The organism is Streptomyces winkii, assembly GCF_032248595.1.
GTDB lineage: Bacteria > Actinomycetota > Actinomycetes > Streptomycetales > Streptomycetaceae > Streptomyces > Streptomyces winkii.
The window spans coordinates 381,304-403,668 of the sequence record NZ_JASTTH010000002.1 but is presented as its reverse complement, the minus strand read 5'-3'; the positions used below and the strand labels follow the sequence as shown (position 1 = coordinate 403,668).

Here is a 22,365-nt window from a genome sequence, read left to right as displayed (position 1 = left end):
GCCCGCCAGGCATCGCTGAGGACCGGCCCGACCGGCCGGGCGCGTGCGGCCCGCGGGGCTGCGGGCCACCGGCCGGCCGGACCGGAGAGTGCGGCCGGGCACCGAGCGGAGCGGGGGCGGCGCGGGCGCGGGCGGGGCGCCGCCCCCTCGGTCATCCGCTCAGTGCCCGGGATCTGTCCCCCGCGTGTGCCGGCGCCTGCCCCGTGGAGCCTCGTACGACCAGCTCCGGCTGGAAGACGAACTCCGTGTTGGGCACGGGGTTTCCGCGGATCTCCTCCAGCAGCGTGTGCACCGCCGCGTTCGCCATGGCGCGCACGGGCTGACGGACGGTCGTCAGCGGCGGATCGGTGAAGGCGTTCAGCTCCGAGTCGTCGTATCCGACGACCGAGACGTCGCGCGGCACGTCGAGTCCGCGCTGGCGAGCGGCGCGCACCACGCCGAGCGCCATCAGGTCGCTGCCGCAGACGATGCCCGTGCAGCCCTCGTCCAGCAGTGGGCCCGCCGCGGCGTGACCGCCCTCCACCGTGAACAGCGTGTGCCGTACGAGGCCGGAGGCCGCTCCCGGCCCGTCCTCGCCCAGCTCCTCGGCGAAGCCCTGCGCCTTGCGGCGCACCGGCACGAACCGGTCCGGTCCCACGGCGAGCCCGATCCGCTCGTGCCCCAGTGCGCGCAGGTGCCGTACGGCGATGCGGGCGGCGGCCCTGTCGTCCGGCGAGACGAAGGGCGCGGTGATGCGGGCGTTGTAGCCGTTGATGAGAACGAACGGCACGCCGCGGCCCCCGAGTCGGGCGTAGCGGGCGGGATCGGCGGTCAGGTCCGCGTGCAGCCCCGAGAGGAAGATGATGCCGGTGACGGCGCGCTCGACGAACTGGTCGACGAGCTCGTCCTCAGTGGCTCCGCCGGGCATCTGGGTGCCGAGCACCGGCGTGTAGCCGTATCCGGTCAGGGACTGCTCGATGACCTGCGCGAAGGCGGGGAATATCGGGTTGGTCAGCTCGGGGATGACGAGGCCGACGAGTCCGGCGCTGCGTGGCCGCAGGCGTACGGGCCGCTCGTACCCGAGCACGTCGAGCGCGGCGAGCACCCGCTGCCGCGTCGAATCGGCCACGCCCGCCTTGCCGTTGAGCACGCGGCTGACGGTGGCTTCGCTGACCCTCGCCTGCCCGGCGACGTCGGCGAGCCGGGCGGCGGGCAGCGGCGAGGCCGGAGCCGTCATGCGCCGGACCCGGTCGCCGCCCCGGCTGCGGACCCGGTTGCGCTCCCGGTGACCGTCCCGGTTCCCGAGCCCGAGCCGCCGGCCGCGCTCCACCAGGCGGTCGTGTCGGCGGGCAAGGGCCCCTCGCCGTCGTACGGTCCGCTGGCGAGCAGCAACTGCCCCGTGATTCCGTGCAGTTCGGCGGGACGGCCGCCGGTGTTGGCGGTGCAGACGAAGTCGCCGCGGCGGAACGCGAGCACCCCGTCCGGCGCGGGCAGCCATTCGACGGACTCCCCCGCGCCCAGCGCCGGGTGCTCGCGGCGCAGCCGCAGCGCGGTGCGGTACAGCTCCAGCGTGGAGTCCGGATCGCCTGTCTGTGCCGCGACGGACAGCTCGCCCCACCCGTCCGGCTGCGGCAGCCAGCTGCCGCCGGTGCCGAAGCCGTAGGAGCTGCCGTCCCGTTCCCAGGGCAGCGGCACGCGGCAGCCGTCGCGCAGCCCGTCCTGGCCGTTGTCGCGGAAGAAGGACGGGTCCTGCCGGGCCTCGTCCGGCAGTTCGGCGACCTCGGGCAGGCCCAGCTCCTCGCCCTGGTAGACGTACGCGGAGCCGGGCAGGGCCAGCATCAGCAGCGCGGCGGCGCGGGCGCGCGGCAGCCCGCCGCCGAGGCGCGTGCGGTGGCGTACGACGTCGTGGTTGGAGAGCACCCAGGTCGCGGGGGCACCGACGGGCCGCATCGCCTCCAGGGACTCGGTGACCACGTCGCGCAGCGCTCCGGAGTCCCAACCGGTCTGGAGATAGTGGAAGTTGAAGGCCTGGTGCAGCTCGTCCTCGCGTACGTAGAGGGCCGTGCGCTCCGAGTTCGGCGTCCACGCCTCGGCGACGCCGATGCGCTCACCCGGGTACTCCTCCAGGACGCGCCGCCAGTCGCGGTAGATCTCGTGGACGCCGTCCTGGTCGAAGAAGGGCAGCCGGGCGTTGCCCAGCAGCCGCAGCTGGCCGCCGTGCCCGGCGTCGGGGAGGCCGGGCGCCTTGATCAGGCCGTGGGCGACGTCGATGCGGAAGCCGTCGACGCCCATGTCGAGCCAGAAGCGCAGCACGGTGCGGAACTCGTCGCGCACGGCGGGGTGTTCCCAGTCGAAGTCGGGCTGCTCGGGCGCGAAGAGGTGCAGGTACCACTCGCCGTCGGTCCCGTCGGGGTTCTTCACCCGCGTCCAGGCGGGGCCGCCGAAGACGGACTCCCAGTCGTTGGGCGGCAGTTCGCCGTCCTCGCCCCTGCCTGGCCGGAAGTGGTAGCGCGCGCGGGCCGGCGAGCCGGGCCCCTCGTCCAGCGCGCGCCGGAACCACTCGTGCCGGTCCGAGGAGTGGTTGGGCACGATGTCGACGATGACGCGCAGGCCCAGCCGGTGCGCGTCCTCGATCAGCGCGGCGGCGTCGGCGAGTTCGCCGAAGCGCGGGTCGACGGCGCGGTAGTCGGTCACGTCGTAGCCGCCGTCGGCCTGCGGCGAGGCGTAGAAGGGGCTGAGCCACACCGCGTCCACACCGAGGGCGGCGAGATACGGCAGCCGGGACCGTACGCCGGGGAGGTCGCCCATGCCGTCGCCGTCGCCGTCCGCGAAGGAGCGCGGATAGACCTGGTAGATGACCGCGTCGCGCCACCACCCCGTGCGGTCCGTGCGCGGTCCCGCCGGGTCGGGGGCGACCGCCGTGCCGGCGTGTCCGAGATGCTGGGTCATGTCATCCCTGAGAGGTAGAAGGAACGGGTAACGGGCCACGCCGGTTCAGGATTTCGTCGCGCCCGCGGTGAGCCCGGCGACGAGGTGGCGCTGTGCGAAGCCGAAGACGACCGCGGCGGGAACGGCGACGATGACGGCGGCGGCGGTCATCGAACCCCAGTCCGCGCCGTAGCGGTTGACGAAGGTCTGGAGTCCGCCGGCGAGGGTCAGGTTCTCCTCGCCCGTCATGAAGGCGGTGGCGTAGGCGACTTCGGCCCACGCGGTCACGAAGGTGTAGAAGCCGGTGACCGCCAGCCCGGGACGGGCCAGGGGCAGTATCAGCCGCCAGAAGGTGCCGAACGGCGTGAGCCCGTCGACGCGTCCGGACTCGTCGATGTCGACGGGGACGGTGTCGAAGAAGCCCTTCATCATCCACGCGCAGAACGGCACGGCCACCGTCAGATACGTGATGACCAGGCCCACGGGCTGGTTGAGCAGTCCGAGGCTCGCCATGGTGTTGTACAGCGGCACGATCAGCACGGCCATCGGGAACATCTGCGTGATCAGCAGCACCCACATCAGCGGCCGCATCCCGGGGAAGCGGAACCGGCTGATGGCGTAGCCGGTGGTGGCGGCGATGAAGACGCCGATCAGGGTCGTCCCGGCGACGACGAGCAGCGAATTGCCCAGCCACGTGAGGAAGTAGGTGTCGGCGACCACGTGCGTGTAGTTGGCCACGGTGAAGTCGCGTACGAGCGCGGTGGAGAACGACTCGCTCTTCGGCTTGAAGGACGTCACCAGCAGCCACAGCGGCGGAAAGAGCGCGACCGCGGTCGCCGCGAGAAGCCCCGTGTGCAGTCCGAACGCGGCCAGCGGGCCCCGCTCGCCGCGCCTCCTCGGCGCGGGAGCCGTCTTCGCGAGGGACACCGTCACCACACCTCTCCCTGGCGGCGCAGCGCCCGCCTGTAGACGACCGTGAAGAGCGAGAGCAGCACCAGGATCAGCACGCCCCAGGCGGCCGAAGTGGCGAAGTCCCGCGGGCTGTTGATGAAGGAGAGCCGGAAGGCGTACGTCACCAGGATCTCCGTGGAGTCCTCCGGGCCGCCCCTGGTGAGCAGGTAGATCACCGGGAACATGTTGAAGGTCCAGATGGTGCTCAGCAGGACGACGGTGCTGCTGACCGTCCGTATGCCCGGCAGCGTGATGTTGCGGAATCGCTGCCACGGCCCCGCGCCGTCCATCTCGGCCGCCTCGTACAGCTCACCCGGTATCCCCTGAAGCGCGCCCAGCATCGCCACGATCATGAAGGGGACGCCGAGCCACACGTTGACCGCGATGACGGCGACCTTGGCCCACAGGGGATCGCCCAGCCACGGCACCGCGTCGATGCCGCCGCCGTCGAGCACCTGGTTGAGCAGGCCGTTCTTCTCGTTGAAGAGCATCTTCCACGCGAAGACGGAGACGAAGGCCGGGATGCCCCACGGCACGATCATCCCGATGCGGTAGAACGAGCGGCCGCGCACCTGCCTGTTGAGCATCACGGCCAGCGCCAGGCCGAGCGCGAACGTGACGCCGACGCAGCCGGCGGTCCACACCGCCGTCCAGCCGAGCCGGTCCCAGAAGACGCTGTCGCCGAGGATCGCCGCGTAGTTGTCGAGCCCCGTGAAGTGGTACGTGGCGGGCAGGTGGTTGACGCCGATGGTGCGCTCGACGTTCGCCTCGTCGGCGTCGGTGAGCGACAGATAGACGCCGCGCACCAGCGGGTAGCCGATGATGACTCCGATGACGAGCACGACCGGGGCCACCATGGCCCACGCGTACCAGTGGCGCGAGAAGGCCCCGCGCAGCCTGCTGCTCGGGCCGCTCTTCCCGCCCGTCCCGCTCTTGCGCTTCCCGGTTCCGCTTCCGCGGCCGCGGGCAGCGCCGTTCACGCCGCCCGCAGCCCCGGAAGCCGGCCGGGTGGTGGTCTCCACAGCCATGACCCCTGGGCCGTCCCCTCTTGCCTCGCGGCTTACTTGTAGTCCTTCAGCAGCTTGCGGAAGCCGTCACCGACCTTGCCGGCGGCCTCCTCGGGGTCGCGGTCGCCCGTGAGCACGGCGTCCATCTGCCCCCGTACCGGCTCGAAGAGGGAGTTGCCCTCCGCGATCCACGGCCGCTGAACGGCGTTGTCGACGGCGGGCTTGAAGAACTCGACCATCTTGTTGTCGCGCACGGAGGGCTTCTCGTAGACGGAGCGGCGCGTCGGCAGCAGGCTCAGCTCCTCGGTGGTGCGCTGCTGCACCTCGGCGGAGCTCATGTACTTCGCGAACTCCTGCGCCGTACGCAAGTTCTTGCTGCCCGCGTACACGGAGAGGTTCCAGCCGCCCTGCGGGGAGCCGGCGGCCCTGCTTCCCGCGGGGACGGGCGCGACGCCGAGGTTGTCCTTGTCGTCCTTGAACTGCTTGCCCTGCTGGGCTCCCGCGATGTCCCACGGGCCGTCGACGATCATGGCGACGTCGCCGTCCTGGAACGCCTTGAGGCCGTTCTCCTGCCCGTCGCTGCTGTCGGTGACGGCGGCCTTGGAGTCGACGAGGTCCTTCATCCTGGCGAAGGCCCTGGCGCCGGGCCCGTCGTCGACGGTGATCTTCTTCGCGGTGGGGTCGACCAGGTCGCCGCCCTCGCCGTAGAGGTACGGCAGGAACCAGTACGGGTCGTCCCCGCGCAGATAGAGGCCCGTCTTGCCGGTCTTGCTCCTGATCTTCTTCGCCGACTTCTTCAGCTCGTCGAACGACTTCGGGACGCCGACGCCCGCCTCCTTCAGCATCTTCTTGTTGTAGAAGAGGCCGAGCGTGTCGGTCACCTGCGGCACGGCGTAGGTCTTGCCCTCGAAGCGGGTGCTGCCCGCGGCGGTCTTGATGTAGTCGGACGGGTCGTCGAGCGCGGGCGTGCCGTCCAGCGGGGCGAGGTAGCCGAGGTTGGCGAAGTCGGCGACCCAGGCGACCTCGGTGCGCATCACGTCGGGGGCGCCGGAGTTGCCGCCGGCGGCGTTCTTGAACTTCTGGTTCGCGTCACCGAAGTTGACGTGCACGTACTTCACGTCGACGTCCGGGTGCTTCCGCTCGAAGTCCTCGGCGATCTTCTTGTACGTGCCCTTCTCGGCGTCGTTCGAGGTGTCCCAGTAGGTGACGGTGCCGCCGATCTCGCCCTTTCCGGCGGTGTCGCCGCCGCCGTCCCCGCCGCACGCCGTCGCCGACAGTGCGAGCACCGCTATCGCCGCGGTGACTGCTGTGCCACGTCGCATGTCATTCCTCCCACGTATCCGCCCTGAGGCCCTCGGCCCGGGAGAACCCCTCCCGGGCCCTGCGGCTCGGGGAACCTCCTCGGCCGGCGCCGGGCTGCGGAGGAACGTAACGGCGGTGCGGGAGCTTGCGCAAGACCTTGCGGCAATTTTCAGCAAGTCGCTTTCAGCCGCGGCTGCCCATGCGCGGTGTGCAGTGATTGCCGGGCCCGGTACAGTCCAGCCCTGTGACCGCACGGCTAGCTGACATCGCAGCACAGGCGGGGGTCAGCGAAGCGACGGTCAGCCGTGTCCTCAACGGCAAGCAGGGCGTCGCCGCGGCCACCCGGGAATCCGTCCTCGCCGCGCTCGACGTGCTCGGGTACGAGCGGCCCCTCAAGCTGCGGCATCGCAGCGCGGGCCTCGTCGGCCTCATCACGCCCGAGCTGGAGAACCCGATCTTCCCGGCCTTCGCCCAGGTGATCGCCCAGGGCCTCACCCGGCAGGGGTACACGCCCGTACTGGCCACGCAGACGCCCGGCGGATCGACGGAGGACGAGCTGACGGAGATGCTCGTCGACCGCGGCGTCGCCGGCATCGTCTTCGTCTCGGGACTGCACGCCGACACCACCGCGGACATGCAGCGCTACGAGAGGCTGCGCGGGCAGGGCGTGCCCTTCGTGCTCATCAACGGCTACTCGGACAAGATTCGCGCGCCCTTCGTCTCCCCCGACGACCGCGCGGCGATGCGACTCGCCGTCACACATCTCGCCGAACTCGGCCACCGGCGCATCGGACTGGCCGTCGGGCCGGAGCGTTTCGTGCCCGTGCAGCGGAAGATCGAGGGCTTCCTGCGCTCGATGCAGGAGCAGCTGGAGCCGACGGCGGCCCGTGCGGGCGGCGCCGCGCAGGCGGAGCTCTGGGCGCGGCACTCCGTGCAGCACTCGCTCTTCACGCTGGAGGGCGGACAGGCCGCCGCGAGTGCCCTGTTGGACCGCGACTGCACCGCCGTGGTGTGCGCCAGCGACATGATGGCGCTCGGCGCGATCCGGGCGGTCCGGCAGCGGGGCATGGAAGTCCCGGCCGACGTCTCGGTCATCGGCTTCGACGACTCCCCGCTCATCGCGTTCACCGATCCGCCGCTCACGACGATCCGTCAGCCCGTGCAGGCCATGGGTCAGGCGGCGGTCCGCGCGCTGCTGGAGGAGATCGGCGGCACGCCCGCTCCGCACAGCGAGTTCGTCTTCCTTCCGGAGCTGGTCGTACGAGGTTCGACCGCGTCTGTCCCCTCGGCCGCAGGGAGGACGGAAGGGGCCGGATACCCGACCGCAGGATGATCGAGGGAGTGTCCCCTTCTGGCAGACTGTCCCCTCATGGGGGCATCGACTACAAGGACAGTACGGACAGACGGGACGGCTGCCGCGAGGCCGGAGACCGAGATTCGCGAGGCCGGCGGAGCCGGATCCGCCGAGGAGAGTGACAGAGCCGGCGCGGCCACGCGGTCGCGTGCCGCGCGCCGCCCCAGCATCTGGTTCGAGATCGTCCTCATCGCCGTCTTCTACGCCGTCTACTCCGCCATCCGCAACGCCGTGCCCGAACAGCGCGGCCAGGCCCTCAACAACGCGGACTGGGTCTGGAAGACGGAGCACGCCCTGGGCATCGCCGTCGAGGACTCCATCAACCGCGCGGCCGACAGCGTCACCTGGCTCATCCTCACGATGAACTACTACTACGCGACGCTGCACTTCATCGTCACCGTCGTGGTGCTGGTCTGGCTCTACCACGCGCATCCCGGCCGTTACGCGGCGACGCGGCTCGTCGTCTTCGCCACCACCGGCATCGCCCTGCTCGGGTACTACCTCTTCCCCCTGGCACCGCCGCGGCTGATGCGCGGCGACGCCTTCGTCGACACCGTTCAGGTGCACCAGACTTGGGGCTCGATGGCCTCCGGCAACCTCGCCGACATGTCGAACCAGTACGCGGCGATGCCCTCGATGCACATCGGCTGGTCCGTGTGGTGCGGCCTCACCATCGCCGCCCTCGCGAAGCCGGTTTGGGCGCGCGTGCTGGGCGCTCTGTATCCGCTGGCCACGCTGACCGTCATCGTGTGCACGGCCAACCACTTCTGGCTGGACGCCGTGGGCGGCGTCGTCTGCCTGGCCTTCGGCTTCGCGCTCTCCTGGGGCTGGTACGGGCGCGTCGCCTACCGGCTGCCGAGGCTGGCCGCGGCGCCGGCCTGAGCTTCCTCCCGCCTGCCTCCGTCCGGCGCGTTCAGCCCTCGTAGAAGAGCCGTTCGGCGACGGCGCGGGCCCGCCGCGTGACACGGCGGTAGTCGTCCAGCATCTCGCCGCTGCCGCCCGCCTCCGCGGCCCGCGGGCCCGGCCCGGCCGACTCGTACCCGAGGTACCGTCCCACCGCGCCCAACTCCCGTGCCTCGGACGGGAATGTGTCGCCCGCACGCCCCCGTACCAGCATCACGGCGTTGCGCACCCGCGTCGCCAGCAGCCACGCCTCGTCGAGGATGCGGGCGTCCTCCTCGCCGATCAGTCCCGCCTCGCGCGCCGCAGCGAGCGCCGGGCGCGTGCGCGTCGTGCGCAGCCCCGGTACGGACGCGGCGTGCCGCAGCTGGATGAGCTGCACCGTCCACTCCACGTCGGCGAGTCCGCCGCGGCCCATCTTGGCGTGCGTGGTGGAGTCCGCGCCGCGAGGCATCCGCTCGGCCTCCATGCGGGCCTTCAGCCGCCGGATCTCGCGCAGCGACTCCTCGCCGAGGCCGTCCGCCGGATACCGCAGGGGATCGATGAGCGCGGTGAAGCGGCGTCCGAGTTCCTCGTCGCCCGCGACGGGCGCGGCGCGCAGCAGCGCCTGGCTCTCCCACGGCGCGGACCAGCGCCGGTAGTACGTCGCGTAGGAGTCGAGCGAGCGCACGAGCGGCCCCGACTTCCCCTCGGGGCGCAGATCGGCGTCGACGACGAGCGGCGGGTCGGTGGTGGGCAGCTGGAGCAGCCGGCGCAGTTCGGTGGCGACGGCGAACGCGGCCTTGTTCGCCTCCTCTTCGCTGACGCCGTCGCGCGCCTCGTGCACGAAGACGACGTCCGCGTCGGAGCCGTAGCCCAGTTCGGCGCCGCCGAAGCGGCCCATGCCGATCACCGCGAAGCGCGTGGGCAGTTCGTCTCCCCACTGGCCGCGCACGGCGGCGCGCAGGGCGCCCGCCAGCGTGGCCGAGTTGATGTCGGTGAGCGCCGTGCCGATGCGGTCGACGGCCTGGGACGGCTCCTCCGCGGGCAGCTCCTCCGTGCCGTACGCGCCGATGAGGTCGCCCGCCGCCGTACGGAACAGCTCGCGGCGCCGCACCCCGCGCGCGGCGGCGACGGCCGACTCGGCGTCGGCGGCGCGGCCGACCGCGGCCAGCACCTCCTGGGTCAGCGCCTCGCGCGAACGCGGCAGCAGCCCGTGCTCGTCACCGAGCAGCGCGACCGCCTCGGGCGCGCGCAGCAGCAGATCGGGGGCGAAGCGCCCCGCGGAGAGCACGCGCGCGAGGTTCTCCGCCGCGGCGCCCTCGTCGCGCAGCAGCCGCAGATACCAGGGCGTGTTGCCCAGCGCGTCGGAGACCTTGCGGAAGCCGAGCAGCCCGGCGTCCGGGTCCGCGGAGTCGGCGAACCAGCCCAGCAGCACCGGCAGCAGCGTGCGCTGGATGGCGGCCTTCCGGCTCACGCCGCTGGCCAGCGCCTCCAGGTGGCGCAGCGCTCCGGCGGGATCGGCGTAGCCGAGCGCTTCGAGGCGCTGCCGGGCGGCGCGCGGCGAGAGCCTGGCCTCGCCGATCTCCAGCTGGGCGACGGCGTCCAGCAGCGGACGGTAGAAGAGCTTCTCGTGCAGCCGCCGCACGGCCGCGGCGTGCCGCCGCCACGCCCTGTGCAGCTCGGTGACCGGTTCGCTGCGGTAGCCGAGGGAGCGGCCCAGCCTGCGCTGGTCCGCCTCGGCCTCCGGCATCAGATGCGTGCGCCGCATCCTGTGCAGCTGGATGCGGTGCTCCATGGTGCGCAGGAAGCGGTACGCGGACTCCAGCGCGGCGGCGTCCTGCCGTCCGACGTAGCCGCCGAGCGCGAGTGCGTCCAGCGCGGCGAGCGTCGTGGGGCTGCGCAGCGTCGCGTCGGAGCGGCCGTGCACCAACTGAAGGAGCTGTACGGCGAATTCGACGTCCCGCAGCCCGCCGGGACCGAGCTTCAGCTCGCGCTCGACCTGGGCGGCGGGGATGGCCGCGACGACGCGGCGGCGCATCTGCTGCACGTCGGGCACGAAGTTCTCCCGCTCTGCGGCCTGCCACACCATGGGGGCCACGGCCTCGACGTACGCCTCGCCGAGCGCCGTGTCGCCCGCGACCGGACGGGCCTTCAGCAGCGCCTGGAACTCCCATGTCTTCGCCCAGCGGTTGAGGTAGGCGAGGTGGGAGTAGAGCGTCCGCACAAGCGGGCCGTTGCGGCCCTCGGGGCGGAGGTTGGCGTCGACCGGCCAGATCGTGCCCTCGGCGGTGGTGTCGGAGCAGATGCGCATCATGCGGGACGCGAGGCGGCCCGCCGCCTGCAACGCCGGTGACTCCTCGGTGCCTTCGACGGGCTCCGCCACGAAGATGACGTCGACGTCGGAGACGTAGTTCAGCTCACGGCCGCCGCACTTGCCCATGCCGATGACCGCGAGCCTGCACGCGGCGGCGTCCTGCGGGGCCTCCGCCCGCGCGATGGCGAGGGCGGCCCGCAGCGTCGCGGTGGCCAGATCCGCCAACTCCGCGGCCGTACGGGCCAGATCGCTGGTGCCGCACACGTCGCGCGCCGCGACGGACAGCAGGGAGCGCCGGTAGCGGTGCCGCAGCTCGTCCGGACCGCGCGCGGCGCCGACGGCGGCCTCGAACTCCTCGACGCCGGGGTGCAGATCGGCCGCCTCGTACGTCACGAGCGCCTGCCAGTCGTCCGGATGACCGGCCAGATGGTCGCCGAGCGCCTCGGAGACGCCGAGCACACCGAGGAGCCGGTCGCGGAGCGGCTTGCTGGTCAGCAGGGTGTCCACCAGCGGCTGCGGATCCTGCTGCGCCTCGATGAGCCGTACCAGCCCGCGCAGTGCGAGGTCCGGGTCGGCGGTGGCGGCGAACGCGTCGAGCAGCCCCGTGTCGGTGCGCACCTCCGCCAGGCCGGGGGCGGCGAGCAGCCCTTCGGCGGCGGCGGGTTCGGTGAAGCCGCGCCTGATCAGTTGTCCGTACCGGCTGTCCCGGCGCCCGCCCTGCACCTGACCGTCCTCCGTCGTCTTGCTCCGCGAGGCCCCGAGTGCACGGGCCGCTGCCGCCGCCGCTGCGGCCGGTGCCTCACAGCACCGGCAGGCTCTTGCGCAGTTCGAAGGCGGTGACCTCGCTGCGGTACTCCTCCCACTCCTGCTTCTTGTTCCTCAGGAAGAAGTCGTACACGTGCTCGCCCAGTGTCTCCGCGACGAGCTCGCTCCGCTCCATGAGCGTGATCGCCTCGCCCAGGTTCTGCGGCAGCGGCTCGATGCCCATCGCCCGGCGCTCGGCGTCGGACAGCGCCCAGACGTCGTCGTCGGCGCCGGGCGGCAGCTCGTAACTCTCCTCGATGCCCTTGAGCCCGGCGGCGAGCAGGGTCGCGTACGCGAGGTAGGGGTTGGCGCCGGAGTCGAGGGAGCGCACCTCGATGCGGGTGGAGCCCATCTTCCCCGGCTTGTACATGGGCACGCGGATCAGCGCGCTGCGGTTGTTGTGCCCCCAGCAGATGTACGACGGGGACTCGCCGCCCTCGCCCGCGGTGCGGTTGGCGCCGCCCCAGATGCGCTTGTAGGAGTTGACCCACTGGTTGGTGACGGCGGAGATCTCGCCGGCGTGGTTGAGCAGCCCGGCGATGAACGAGCGGCCGACCTTGGAGAGCTGGTACTCGGAGCCCGACTCGTAGAAGGCGTTCCGGTCGCCCTCGAACAGCGACAGGTGGGTGTGCATCCCGGAGCCGGGGTGCTCGGAGAAGGGCTTGGGCATGAACGTGGCCTGGACGCCCTGCTCCAGCGCGACCTGCTTCATCACCAGCCGGAACGTCATGATGTTGTCGGCGGTGGAGAGCGCGTCGGCGTAGCGCAGGTCGATCTCCTGCTGGCCGGGGGCGCCCTCGTGGTGGGAGAACTCCACCGAGATGCCCATCGACTCCAGCATCGTGATCGCCTGCCGCCGGAAGTCCATGCCGACGTGCTGAGGCGTGTGGTCGAAGTAGCCGGAGGAGTCCGCGGGCACCGGCCGGGTGCCGTCCACGGGGCGGTCCTTGAGCAGGAAGAACTCGATCTCGGGGTGGGTGTAGAAGGTGAAGCCGAGGTCGGAGGCCCGGGCCAGGCTCCGCTTGAGCACGTAGCGCGGGTCGGCGTACGAGGGTGAGCCGTCCGGCATGAGGATGTCGCAGAACATCCGGGCCGTACCGGGGGCCTCGGCCCGCCACGGCAGTATCTGGAAGGTGCCCGGGTCCGGCTTGGCGATCATGTCGGACTCGTAGACCCGGGCGAAGCCCTCGATCGCGGATCCGTCGAAGCCCATGCCCTCGTCGAACGCCTGCTCAAGCTCCGCGGGGGCGACGGCCACGGACTTGAGGAAGCCGAGGACGTCGGTGAACCACAGCCGTACGAACCGGATGTCGCGCTCCTCGAGCGTGCGGAGCACGAATTCCTGCTGCTTATCCATAGTCACCCATCCTCGCTGGTCGGGGTGGCTCCTCGCACCCGGTGGGCCGCCGGACCGGGCGGTCCGGTGCCCGGTCGGGGGCAGGCCGGCCGAGGTGGCGGCGCGGGCCGCACGAGCATCCCATCCCGAGGTTTCCGGGGGGTTGCCTGAACGCTCCCGTCCCCTCGGATCCGCTCCCAGTAGACCACGGGAGGGGGCCGTCGACGCGAGCCGGGAAGGGCGCTGGAAGGGGGGCGGAGGAGGGGGCCCGGAGGGGACCGCCAAGAGGATCCGGAAGGGCGCCGTCAGGGCCTCCGGCGCACGGTCCGGCGAAGGGCCCGAGGGGGGCCTGCTCCGCACCGTGCAAACGGTCCCGGAACCCCCGGGAGAAATGGAAGCCGCGGTCCGGTAGTGGGGGATACCGGACCGCGGCCTGGTGTTGCCTGGCCGGGTCTCCTCGGGCGGCGCCCGGCCGTGTGGTCGTGAGTCGTGAGCCGTCCTGCCCGGCGACGTCACGCATCGAAGTTCGCACAAGGGCGAAGGGGAGAACAAGAGTTACCGGTGAGTGTGCCAATCGACATCTTGTGGTGCGTACTTCGCGGGTCGGACACCCCCCGGGTTCCCTCTCAGAGCCCCCTCAGGACGCCCTCAGAACGCTCTCAGGCAGCCCTCTCCGGACGCCCTCTCGCAGCCCTCAGGCCGTCTCCCCGGAGCCCGGCCCCGGCCCGATGCGCAGCGCGCCGTCCGCGGGCTGCGACACCCAGCCGAGGCTCGCCGCGCGCATGCCGAGCTGGAAGCGCGTACCGGCGCCGAGCCGCTCCATCAGACCGCTGAGTCTGCGCTGGAACGTGCGGTAGCTGACGCCGAGTTGGCGCGCCATGACCTGGTCGGTCAGCCCCGTCGTCAGCAGCGCCAGCAGCCGGGCCTCGTCGGGGGTCGGAGCGTCGCCCGCGCCGCCCGGCCGGCCGGCCAGATAGGCGGAGAGCGGCAGCGCACGGGCCCACAGGACCTCGAAGAACTCGCAGAGCGCGTCCAGCAGCCCCGAGGGGTGCACGACCACGCTGCTGGCCATCTCGTGCGGCGCGGAGCGCAGCGGGATGAGCGCGACGCGGTCGTCCGCGACCAGCAGCTTGGTCGGGGTGTCGGCCATCACCCGTGCCTCTTCGCCCAGTTCGGCGCAGGCCTCGATGTCGGTGTCGATCCGGTGGAAGGTCTCCAGGCCGTGCGTGTCGTAGATGACGCGATAGCCGATCCCGCGCCGCATCGTCTTGGCCTGCACGGGCATCATGCCGGTCTTCGGGTCGAGCCGGTCCGGGTCGCTGTTGGCGTACGGGGGCCGGTCGATGCCGCGTATCTCGCTGGTCGCGCTGTGCTGGAGCTGGTCGACCTGCTGGATGACTGCGGCCCTCCCGGTGACGATCTCGACCAGGTCGACGGGGTCGCGGGCCGTGGCGTTGGCACGGAAGCGCGTGGCCAGCAGCTGGATGTGGCGGCGGGTGCGGTGGATGGCCTCCTCGCGGGCCAGCAGCAGCGACTCGAAGGCGACCTCGGGCGCGACGGGCAGGAACCGCTCGTCCCCGCGCCGCTCCCCCGGATACCTCCCGACCAGGCCCAACTTCTCCAGGGCGGCGAGGGTTTCGCGCACTCTCGCCGCGCTCAGCCCCAGCGCCGTACGGAGCTCCGCGACGGTGACCGCACCGTCGACGAGCGCTTCGTACGCCTGCTGTTGGACGGGTTCGAGCCCGAGCGACTCCAGCATGCCGAATCCCCCTGTGCGGTGGCGAGTTCACGTCACTGACCGATGCCCGCCAGGCGGGCACCGAATCCAGTACACCAGGTATCGAAATCCTGCGGATACCCTCGTGTAGGGCTACCCGCGTGCTGGATACAGTTGTGAAGCTCTCGTGAACGCATCGTGAGGGGTGGCGACACAAACCACCCGGAACTGCCGGCTCCGCCGCTGTGACCACCGGCACCCTGCGGTCTTCCGTATCGCGTCAGGAAGACGATTACAGTGGCTGTGTGCCTCAACTACGTCTCGCCCTGAACCAGATCGACTCGACCGTCGGCGACCTCGAAGGCAACGCCGAGGCGGTGCTGAAGTGGACCCGCCACTCGGCCGGTCAGGGAGCGAACCTGGTCGCGTTCCCCGAGATGATGCTGACCGGCTACCCGGTGGAGGACCTGGCGCTGCGCCGCTCGTTCGTGCACGCCAGCCGCGCCGCGCTGCGCGGCCTCGCGCGGCGGCTGTCCGGGGAGGGCCTGGGCGAGGTGCCCGTCGTCCTCGGCTATCTCGACCATGCCGAGCACGTACGGGCCACGCTCGGCAGCCCCGCGGGCGCGCCGCAGAACGCCGCGGCCGTGCTGCACCGCGGCGAGGTGGCGCTGGCCTTCGCCAAGCACCACCTGCCCAACTACGGCGTCTTCGACGAGTTCCGCTACTTCGTGCCCGGCCAGACGCTCCCCGTGATCCGCGTCCACGGGGTCGACGTCGCGCTCGCGATCTGCGAGGACCTGTGGCAGAACGGCGGCCGGGTGCCCGCGACGCGCACCGCGGGTGCCGGGCTGCTGCTCTCCGTGAACGCCTCCCCGTACGAGCGCGACAAGGACGACACCCGCCTGGAGCTGGTGCGCAGGCGCGCGCAGGAGGCCGGCTGCACGACGGCGTACCTCGCGATGACGGGCGGGCAGGACGAGCTGGTCTTCGACGGCGACTCGATCGTCGTCGACTCCGGAGGCGAAGTCGTCGCCCGCGCACCGCAGTTCGAGGAGTGCTGCGTCGTCCTGGACCTGGATCTGCCCGCCGCCGCGGCGAAGCCCCCGTCCGGGACGGTCGACGACGGGCTGACCGTCGAGCACGTCGTCCTCTCCGAGGACCCGCTGCCCCCGTACGAGCCGGAGCACACCGGCAGCGAGGCGCCGCGCATGGAGGACGACGAGGAGATCTACACCGCGCTCGTGACGGGCCTGCGCGCCTACGCCGCCAAGAACGGCTTCCGCTCCGTGCTGGTCGGTCTCTCCGGCGGCATCGACTCGGCGCTCGTCGCCGCGATCGCCTGCGACGCGCTCGGGCCAGGGAACGTGTACGCGGTCTCCATGCCCTCCCGCTACTCCTCGCAGCACTCCAAGGACGACGCCGCGGAGATGGCGCGCCGCACCGGCCTCAACTTCCGTACGGTGCCGATCGGTTCGATGTTCGACGCCTTCATGGGCGGGATGGAGCTCACCGGAGTCGCCGAGGAGAACCTCCAGTCGCGGCTGCGCGGGGTCACGCTGATGGGCATCTCCAACCAGGAGGGCCACATCGTGCTCGCGCCGGGCAACAAGTCCGAGCTGGCGTGCGGCTATTCGACGCTCTACGGCGACTCGGTCGGCGCGTACGGGCCGATCAAGGACGTCTACAAGACGAACGTCTTCCGGCTGGCGAAGTGGCGCAACCGTGCCGCCGCCGAGCGCGGCGAGACCCCGCCCATCCCGGAGAACAGCATCGCCAAGCCGCCCAGCGCGGAGCTGCGTCCGGGCCAGGTCGACACCGACTCCCTCCCCGACTACGGCGTGCTGGACCGCATCCTGAAGCTGTACGTGGACGGCGACGTGGGCCGCGAGGGCATCATCGAGCGGGGCTTCGACCCGGAGGTCGTCGGGCGCGTGCTGCGCATGACGGACACCGCCGAGTACAAGCGCCGCCAGTACCCGCCCGGCACGAAGATCTCCGCGAAGGGCTTCGGCAAGGACCGCCGCCTGCCCATCACCAACCACTGGCGGGAGAACGGGCAGGAGCCGGTGTAAGGAGCCGGTGCAACCGGTGCACGGCGTCCCGGTGCGGGTCGTCGCGTCGCCCGGATGCGGACGGTCGTCGTGGCCGCGTCCGCCGACGTGCCGTCGGCGCCGGGCAGTTCACCGGCGAGGAAGCCGCCCTGTACGAGGCCGCCGGGGTTCGTGAACTGCTCCTCCGCGTCGAACGTGAGGCGCGTGCTGCCGCTGCCGGAGGCGGGCCCTCACCGGCGTCCGGCCGGTGTGATCCCGGCGATCTGCCGGGCGAGCGCGGCGAGACGGCCGAGGGAGGAGTCCGCTGCGGCGTCGCGGAAGGCGACGATGACGTGGTCGATGCCGAGGGCGGCGAGTTCGCCGCAGCGCTCGACGCTCTCCGCGACGGACTCGCCGTCCCCGACGCGCATGTGGAGCGTCTTCTCGATCTCGCCGTAGGGGCGCCCGAGTTGCTCGCAGTGCCCGCGCAGCACATCGAGCTTGCGCCGTACGTCGGCGCCGTGCAGGAGGTTGCAGGCGTCGGCGTACGCGGCGACGAGCCGCAGGGTCCGCTTCTCACCGCCGCCGCCGATGAGGACCGGCGGGTGCGGCCGGGTCAGCCGGGGCGAGGAGACCGTACGGGGCAGGGCGAAGTGCGCGCCCTCGTACGGCTCTTCGTCGTCGCTCCACATCCGCCGGACGATCAGCAGCGTCTCCTCCAGCCGCTCGAAGCGCTCACGCACCGCGGGGAACGGGACGCCGAGGGCGTGGTGCTCCTCCTCGTCCCAGCCGGCGCCGATGCCGAGGACGGCACGTCCGCCGGAGAGAGCGTCGAGGGTGGCCAACTGCTTCACCAGCAGGGCGGGTCGGCGGTGCGCCGCCCCCGTGACGAGGGCGCCGAGCGTGACGCGCCGGGTGAGGGCCGCGGCGTAGGTCAGGGCCCCGTACGCCTCCAGCATCGGCTCGTGGACGTCGCCGAAGTTGGGGATCTGCCAGAAGTGGTCCATCACCCAGAGGCTGTGGGCCCCCGCCTCGTCCGCACCGCGCGCGACGTCCGCGAACCTGGCGGCGACGGCGGCGTCTCCCCCGGGCCAGGTGAACCGGGGGCAGGTGAGTCCGAGTCTCATGGGTCGTCTCCTTGCGGGCAGGCCGAACGCACGCCCGGCTGGGGCGTGTTCGGGGTGACGAGAAGCGAGGGGCAGGCGAGGGGTGCGCGAGGCGCCGTGCGTGTACGGGCCGGTGCGACGCGTACGAGGCACGCGCCGCGGCCCCTCACATGAAGAAACCCCGCCCTATCGGGGCGGGGTACCTGCCGGGCCGGACGGGCCGGCGCGGTCTCCGGGATTCTAGCCGCCGGCGGGCTGCTCGATCAGGGCTCTCTGCCCATCCACCGCAGCAGCCGGTCCTGCCGGGAGGCCCCGGGGTGGTCTCCGCCCTCCGCGGGGGCGAAGAACCGCCGGGCCCGGCCGTCCCGGTCGGCGGGCGCGACGGCCAACCCGGCGTAGACGTCGTCGAGATGGCCGTCGAGCCATGCGACCAGGCCGGGGGCGAGCGTCTCGTCCGCGCCGAGCGCCCGGGCGAGGTCCCAGGTGTGGATCACGCTGTCGGCCGTCCGCACGGCGAGCGCCTGCCTGCCGCTGATCCGGCCCAGCGGATAGTCCAGGACCTGGTCGAGCGCGCCGGGCCGCGCGAAGGCCGCCGCGCAGGCGTCGACGGACCGTACGTACGCGCCGACGGGATCGGCACCGAGGGCGTCGGCATCCCGAAGCCGCAGGAACTCGGCACTGGTTCCGCCGTCCACGAGCCCGGCGTAGTTGAGGTTGCCGCGGGCCATGTGGTTGGCCAGCAGGCGAACGTCCCACTCCGTACAGGGAGTCGGAAGCTCCCACTGCCCGTCCCGCACCGTGCGCAGCCGGCGCTCGAACTCGGCCCCGGCGTGGAGATACCGGTCGGCGATCCCGTCCGCGTAGTCGCTCATGCGGTGGATCCTCCCCCGCCGGGGCCGGGGACTCCGGCGGATTCCGGACGTGGCGCCACGGGACCCGCCGTCCTGCACGGGAGCGCCGGGCCGCGCCCTGGCGACGGGCACCGGACGGCGACGGGCCCGCGCCGGAGCGCGGGCCCGTGAGCACGAGGTGCGGTACGCGCGGGAGGCGGGGCGGCGGCGGTGAACTCCCGCCGCCCCGCGGCCGCTCAGCCCGGGACGCCCTCCGCGGCCCGCTCCCGGCGCAGCCGGGGAATGCCGCGGGCGACGATCCGCGAGCGCGACAGCGAGGTGCCGCGGTCGAGCGCCCCCGCGAGCACGGCTATGCCGAGCCCCGTCAGCGCCAGCACCACGCCGACGAGCATGGGCGCCCGCCAGCCCCAGCCGGCCGCGATGGCGACGCCGCCGAGCCACGCGCCGCCCGCGTTGGCGAGGTTGAACGCCGACTGGTTGCCGGCCGAGGCCAGCGTCGGCGCGTGCCGGGCCTTCTGCATGATGAGCATCTGGAGCGGCGTCGTCGTCATGAAGCCGAGTCCGCCGAGCACGACGACCATCGCCATGGCCGCCCACTCGACGTCCACCACCGCGTGGAAGACGAGCATCGCGGCGGCGAGCGCGCCCAGCCCCCCGTAGAGGGTCGGCCGCAGCGCGCGGTCGGTGAGCGGGCCCGCGACCAGGGCGCCCAGCGTCATGCCGATGCCGAAGAGCGCCAGCACCACGGTGACGGACGACTCCGCGATCCCGGTGACCTCCGTCATGATCGACGCGAGGTAGCTGTAGACGGCGAACACGCCGCCGAAGCCGAACACCGCGGTGAGCAGCCCGAGTACGACCTGACGGTCGCCGAGCGCGCGGACCTCGTGGCCGACGCCCCGCTGGTGTTCGAGGGGCAGCTGCGGGACGAGCGCGGCGAGGCTCGCCATCGCGAGCAGCCCGATGGCGCTGACGACGATGAACGTCGCGCGCCAGCCGAGCGCCTGGCCGATGGCGGTGCCCGCCGGTACGCCGACGATGTTGGCGACGGTCAGCCCCAGGAACATCGTGGCGACGGCACGGGCCCGCCGGTCCTCCGTCACGAGGCGTGCGGCGACGACCGCGCCCACGCCGAAGAAGGCACCGTGCGGAAGTCCCGCCAGCACGCGCCCGCCGAGCAGCGCCGCGTAGTTGGGGGCGAGCGCGGAGGCGAGGTTGCCGACGGTGAACAGGCCCATCAGCAGCACCAGCATCCGCTTGCGCGGAACGCGGGCACCGACCGCCGTGAGCAGCGGTGCGCCGATGACGACGCCGATGGCGTAGGCGGAGACGAGATAACCGGCGGTGGGCACTGACGTCCCCATGTCATCCGCGACGTTGGGCATCAGACCCATCATCACGAACTCGGTTGTGCCAATTCCGAAGGCGCTGATCGCAAGCGCGAGCAAGGCCAGAGGCATGGGCGGGAAACCTTTCAAGGCAGGGTCGGTCGAGGTGTCGGCAAGAGGTTCGGTAAGGGATGTGTGTGTGCGCGGGCGTGTGGCCGCTGGGATCGCCTTCGAGGCGTCCGGCGCACGGGCACTGACTATTATGTTCTCACACTGAACAAAGTCTTGCAGACGTCGCGCCGCCATGGCTGTCATCTGTGTTTCAGGACGGCAACAACCCGCTGGGAAGGGCGTGATTCACACCACGGCCCGCCGGGACGCCTGGTCCCGGCGGGCCGTTCGTGTGCGCCGGCTGGTGAGCGCCGGATCTCTGGACGCGGTGCGGTTCGGTGCCCCCTCGGGCCCGGACGGCCCGAACTCCCGCCCCTTCCTCAGAAGTTGACGGAGGCGGCCACCGGCAGATGGTCGCTGCCGGTGGACGGCAGGGACCACGAGGAGACGGGCTCCAGCCCCTTCACCATGATCTGGTCGATGCGGGTGGTCGGGAACGACGCGGGCCAGCTGAAGCCCGGCCCGTCTCCTGCCGCGCCCTGCGTCGAGCGCATCTGGGACGTCACCGGCGCGAGTGCCCGGTCGTTCATGGTGCCGTTGAGGTCCCCGAGCAGCACCGCCTTGCCCGTACGGTCCTGCGCTATGGCCCTGCCCAGCGCCTCGGCGCTGTCGTCCCGCTGACCGGCCGTGAAGCCCGAGGCGAACTGGAGCCGCACGGACGGCAGATGGGCCGCGTACACGGCGACGTCGCCCTTGGGCGTGGCGACGGTCGCGCGCATCGCCCGCGGCCAGCCCATCTTGATGTCGACGGTCCCGGCGTCCCGCATCGGGTACTTGCTCCACACGCCGACCGTGCCCACGCGCTTGTGGAAGCGGTACGCGTTCGCCAGACCCTTGTCGTACTGCTCGGCCTGGCCGCCCGCGACCTCCTCCAGCGCGACGATGTCCGCACCGGAGCCCGCGAGTTCGCGCGCGGTGCGCGCCGGGTCGGGGTTGTCGGCGTTGACGTTGTGCGCGACGACGGTGAGGTCGCCGCCCGTGCCCGTCTTGCTGGTGAACTGGCCGCCGAAGAGGTTCAGCCACACCAGGGCCGGAAGCAGCAGCGCCACCAGCGTGAGGACGGAGCGGCGCAGCAGCGCCAGCAGCGCCAGGACGGGCACGAGCACGCCGCCCCACGGCAGGAACGTCTCCCACAGGGACCCGAGATTGCCGATGGTGTTGGGCACTTCGGAGTGCCAGAACAGTGCGAGACCCAGCAGCACGGCGAGCGTGGCGAGCATCCAGCCGCGCCGCCACGCTCCATGGCCGCCCCAGCCGGCGAACATACGGGGCGTACCAGGCATTCGGCTGCCGTCCCGGCGGGTGCGGGACCCGGCCCCGTACCAGTCGCCAGAAGTCTTCGCGGCCTCCGCCATGTGCGCGCGTGCCATCCGCTGTCCTCACTTGCTCGCTGGTGATTGTCGAACGATAGGTGATGCGGAACGGGGAGTTCCCGTACGACGAATGTCCCGCACGGGCACCCGCCCCGCACGGGGATGCCCCGTGGGTTTCCCATGTGTCGTGCAGGACGAACACCCAGGCAGGTGAGGTTCCGGTGCGCCGCCGTTCCGTGGGGCGCTGTGACGGAACACGCACGCCGCCGGGGTCCCCCGGGCCGCGCCCTCGCCTCCGCCTGCCCGTTCCCCGCCCTGTGTTCCCAGCGGGCGCACGGCTCAACTCGGGGCGCGCACCCCGTCGAGGACCGCGTCGACGATCTTCTCCGCCAGCCCCTCGGGAAGGTCCTTGCGCTCGTGCAGAACGGTCCGCGTGAGCATCGGCCCGGAGAAGAGCTCCCCGAGCAGTTCGATGTCCAGGTCTCCGCGCAGCTCCCCCGACTCGATGCCGCGCCTCAGCACGTCGTGCAGCGTCTCCCGGCGGACCTTGATCACGCTGTCGTGGTACTGCTCCCACAGCTTCGGGTGGCTCTGCACATGGCTCATCATGGTGCGCAGCACGGCGGACTGGCGCTTGGCCAGGCCCTTGCGCCGGTACCACTCCAGGAGCGTGACGAGATCGTCCCGCACGGACTCCCCCGCGGGCCGGGCGAGGGGCTCCTCCAGCTCACGTACGACCGACAGCAGCAGTTCGTCCTTGCCGCCGGGCCAGCGCCGGTAGACGGTCGCCTTGCCGACGCCCGCGACGCGTGCGACGCGCTCGATGGAGAGGGCGTCGATGGACGTGCCCTCCTCCAGCAGCCTGAGCACGCCCTCGACGATGGCCCGCTCCACCGCCTCGCTGCGGGGGCGGCCACGCCGCACGGGAGCGCAGCCCGCGTCCTCGCCGGTGCCCGCGCCGGCCTGCGTGGGGTTCATCCTGGGACTCCTTC

The 22,365-nt window shown here is 72.0% G+C and carries 16 protein-coding genes; 3 read left to right on the top strand and 13 right to left on the bottom strand.

Going from position 1 to position 22,365, the window contains the following annotated elements; translation table 11 throughout:
- Nucleotides 1-151 precede the first annotated feature (151 nt).
- The 5 genes from QQM67_RS06130 to QQM67_RS06110 are packed head-to-tail and all read right to left on the bottom strand — an operon-like array spanning nucleotide 152 to nucleotide 6,187.
- Nucleotides 152-1,216: a LacI family DNA-binding transcriptional regulator gene (locus QQM67_RS06130; RefSeq protein WP_314172560.1), complete on the bottom strand. Its 1,065-nt coding sequence runs from the start codon at nucleotides 1,214-1,216 to the stop codon at nucleotides 152-154.
- Nucleotides 1,213-2,928 carry a glycoside hydrolase family 13 protein gene (locus QQM67_RS06125; RefSeq protein ID WP_314172559.1) on the bottom strand — a complete coding sequence of 572 codons (1,716 nt, stop codon included), beginning with the start codon at nucleotides 2,926-2,928 and terminating at the stop codon, nucleotides 1,213-1,215. The genes QQM67_RS06130 and QQM67_RS06125 overlap by 4 nt, the downstream gene beginning before the upstream one ends.
- A gap of 45 nt (nucleotides 2,929-2,973) precedes the next feature.
- Entirely contained in the window at nucleotides 2,974-3,840 is an 867-nt protein-coding gene (locus QQM67_RS06120; protein ID WP_399065473.1) for an ABC transporter permease subunit, read from the bottom strand.
- Complete coding sequence (locus tag QQM67_RS06115) at nucleotides 3,837-4,886, bottom strand: ABC transporter permease subunit (RefSeq protein WP_399065470.1); 1,050 nt, start codon at nucleotides 4,884-4,886, stop codon at nucleotides 3,837-3,839. The genes QQM67_RS06120 and QQM67_RS06115 overlap by 4 nt, the downstream gene beginning before the upstream one ends.
- Before the next feature lie 32 nt (nucleotides 4,887-4,918).
- Complete coding sequence (locus QQM67_RS06110; RefSeq protein ID WP_314172558.1) at nucleotides 4,919-6,187, bottom strand: extracellular solute-binding protein; 1,269 nt, start codon at nucleotides 6,185-6,187, stop codon at nucleotides 4,919-4,921.
- A gap of 224 nt (nucleotides 6,188-6,411) precedes the next feature.
- Between QQM67_RS06110 and QQM67_RS06105 the strand changes: the two genes are divergently transcribed.
- Nucleotides 6,412-7,500, top strand: coding sequence for a LacI family DNA-binding transcriptional regulator (locus tag QQM67_RS06105; RefSeq protein WP_314172557.1), 1,089 nt, complete (start codon nucleotides 6,412-6,414; stop codon nucleotides 7,498-7,500).
- A gap of 36 nt (nucleotides 7,501-7,536) precedes the next feature.
- Nucleotides 7,537-8,403 carry a phosphatase PAP2 family protein gene (locus tag QQM67_RS06100; protein WP_314172556.1) on the top strand — a complete coding sequence of 289 codons (867 nt, stop codon included), beginning with the start codon at nucleotides 7,537-7,539 and terminating at the stop codon, nucleotides 8,401-8,403.
- Nucleotides 8,404-8,434: 31 nt separating this feature from the next.
- On the opposite strand, the gene QQM67_RS06095 is transcribed toward QQM67_RS06100, so the two are convergent.
- The 3 genes from QQM67_RS06095 to QQM67_RS06085 form a co-directional block, all read right to left on the bottom strand.
- Nucleotides 8,435-11,440 (bottom strand): bifunctional [glutamine synthetase] adenylyltransferase/[glutamine synthetase]-adenylyl-L-tyrosine phosphorylase, encoded by a 3,006-nt coding sequence (locus QQM67_RS06095; protein WP_314172555.1) that lies wholly within the window; start codon nucleotides 11,438-11,440, stop codon nucleotides 8,435-8,437.
- A gap of 76 nt (nucleotides 11,441-11,516) precedes the next feature.
- Nucleotides 11,517-12,878: a glutamine synthetase family protein gene (locus QQM67_RS06090; protein ID WP_314172554.1), complete on the bottom strand. Its 1,362-nt coding sequence runs from the start codon at nucleotides 12,876-12,878 to the stop codon at nucleotides 11,517-11,519.
- A gap of 673 nt (nucleotides 12,879-13,551) precedes the next feature.
- Nucleotides 13,552-14,616: a helix-turn-helix domain-containing protein gene (locus QQM67_RS06085; RefSeq protein ID WP_314172553.1), complete on the bottom strand. Its 1,065-nt coding sequence runs from the start codon at nucleotides 14,614-14,616 to the stop codon at nucleotides 13,552-13,554.
- 263 nt (nucleotides 14,617-14,879) lie between these two features.
- Between QQM67_RS06085 and QQM67_RS06080 the strand changes: the two genes are divergently transcribed.
- A complete protein-coding gene (locus tag QQM67_RS06080; protein ID WP_314172552.1) occupies nucleotides 14,880-16,646 on the top strand; it encodes an NAD+ synthase in 1,767 nt (588 codons plus the stop codon).
- Between the two features lie 209 nt (nucleotides 16,647-16,855).
- Here the strand turns inward: QQM67_RS06080 and QQM67_RS06075 are convergent, their stop codons facing one another.
- The 5 genes from QQM67_RS06075 to QQM67_RS06055 all read right to left on the bottom strand — a co-directional run bounded on the left by QQM67_RS06075 (nucleotide 16,856) and on the right by QQM67_RS06055 (nucleotide 22,351).
- The gene (locus tag QQM67_RS06075; protein ID WP_314172550.1) at nucleotides 16,856-17,731 is read right to left on the bottom strand and encodes an LLM class F420-dependent oxidoreductase; all 876 of its coding nucleotides are present in this window, start codon (nucleotides 17,729-17,731) and stop codon (nucleotides 16,856-16,858) included.
- A 242-nt stretch (nucleotides 17,732-17,973) separates the two neighbouring features.
- Complete coding sequence (locus QQM67_RS06070; RefSeq protein ID WP_314172549.1) at nucleotides 17,974-18,582, bottom strand: TIGR03086 family metal-binding protein; 609 nt, start codon at nucleotides 18,580-18,582, stop codon at nucleotides 17,974-17,976.
- A gap of 215 nt (nucleotides 18,583-18,797) precedes the next feature.
- On the bottom strand, nucleotides 18,798-20,021 hold the full coding sequence (locus tag QQM67_RS06065; RefSeq protein WP_314172548.1) for an MFS transporter: 1,224 nt from the start codon (nucleotides 20,019-20,021) through the stop codon (nucleotides 18,798-18,800).
- 359 nt (nucleotides 20,022-20,380) lie between these two features.
- Complete coding sequence (locus QQM67_RS06060; protein ID WP_399065793.1) at nucleotides 20,381-21,325, bottom strand: endonuclease/exonuclease/phosphatase family protein; 945 nt, start codon at nucleotides 21,323-21,325, stop codon at nucleotides 20,381-20,383.
- Nucleotides 21,326-21,712: 387 nt separating this feature from the next.
- Nucleotides 21,713-22,351: a TetR/AcrR family transcriptional regulator gene (locus QQM67_RS06055; protein ID WP_314172547.1), complete on the bottom strand. Its 639-nt coding sequence runs from the start codon at nucleotides 22,349-22,351 to the stop codon at nucleotides 21,713-21,715.
- Between the last annotated feature and the right edge of the window lie 14 nt (nucleotides 22,352-22,365).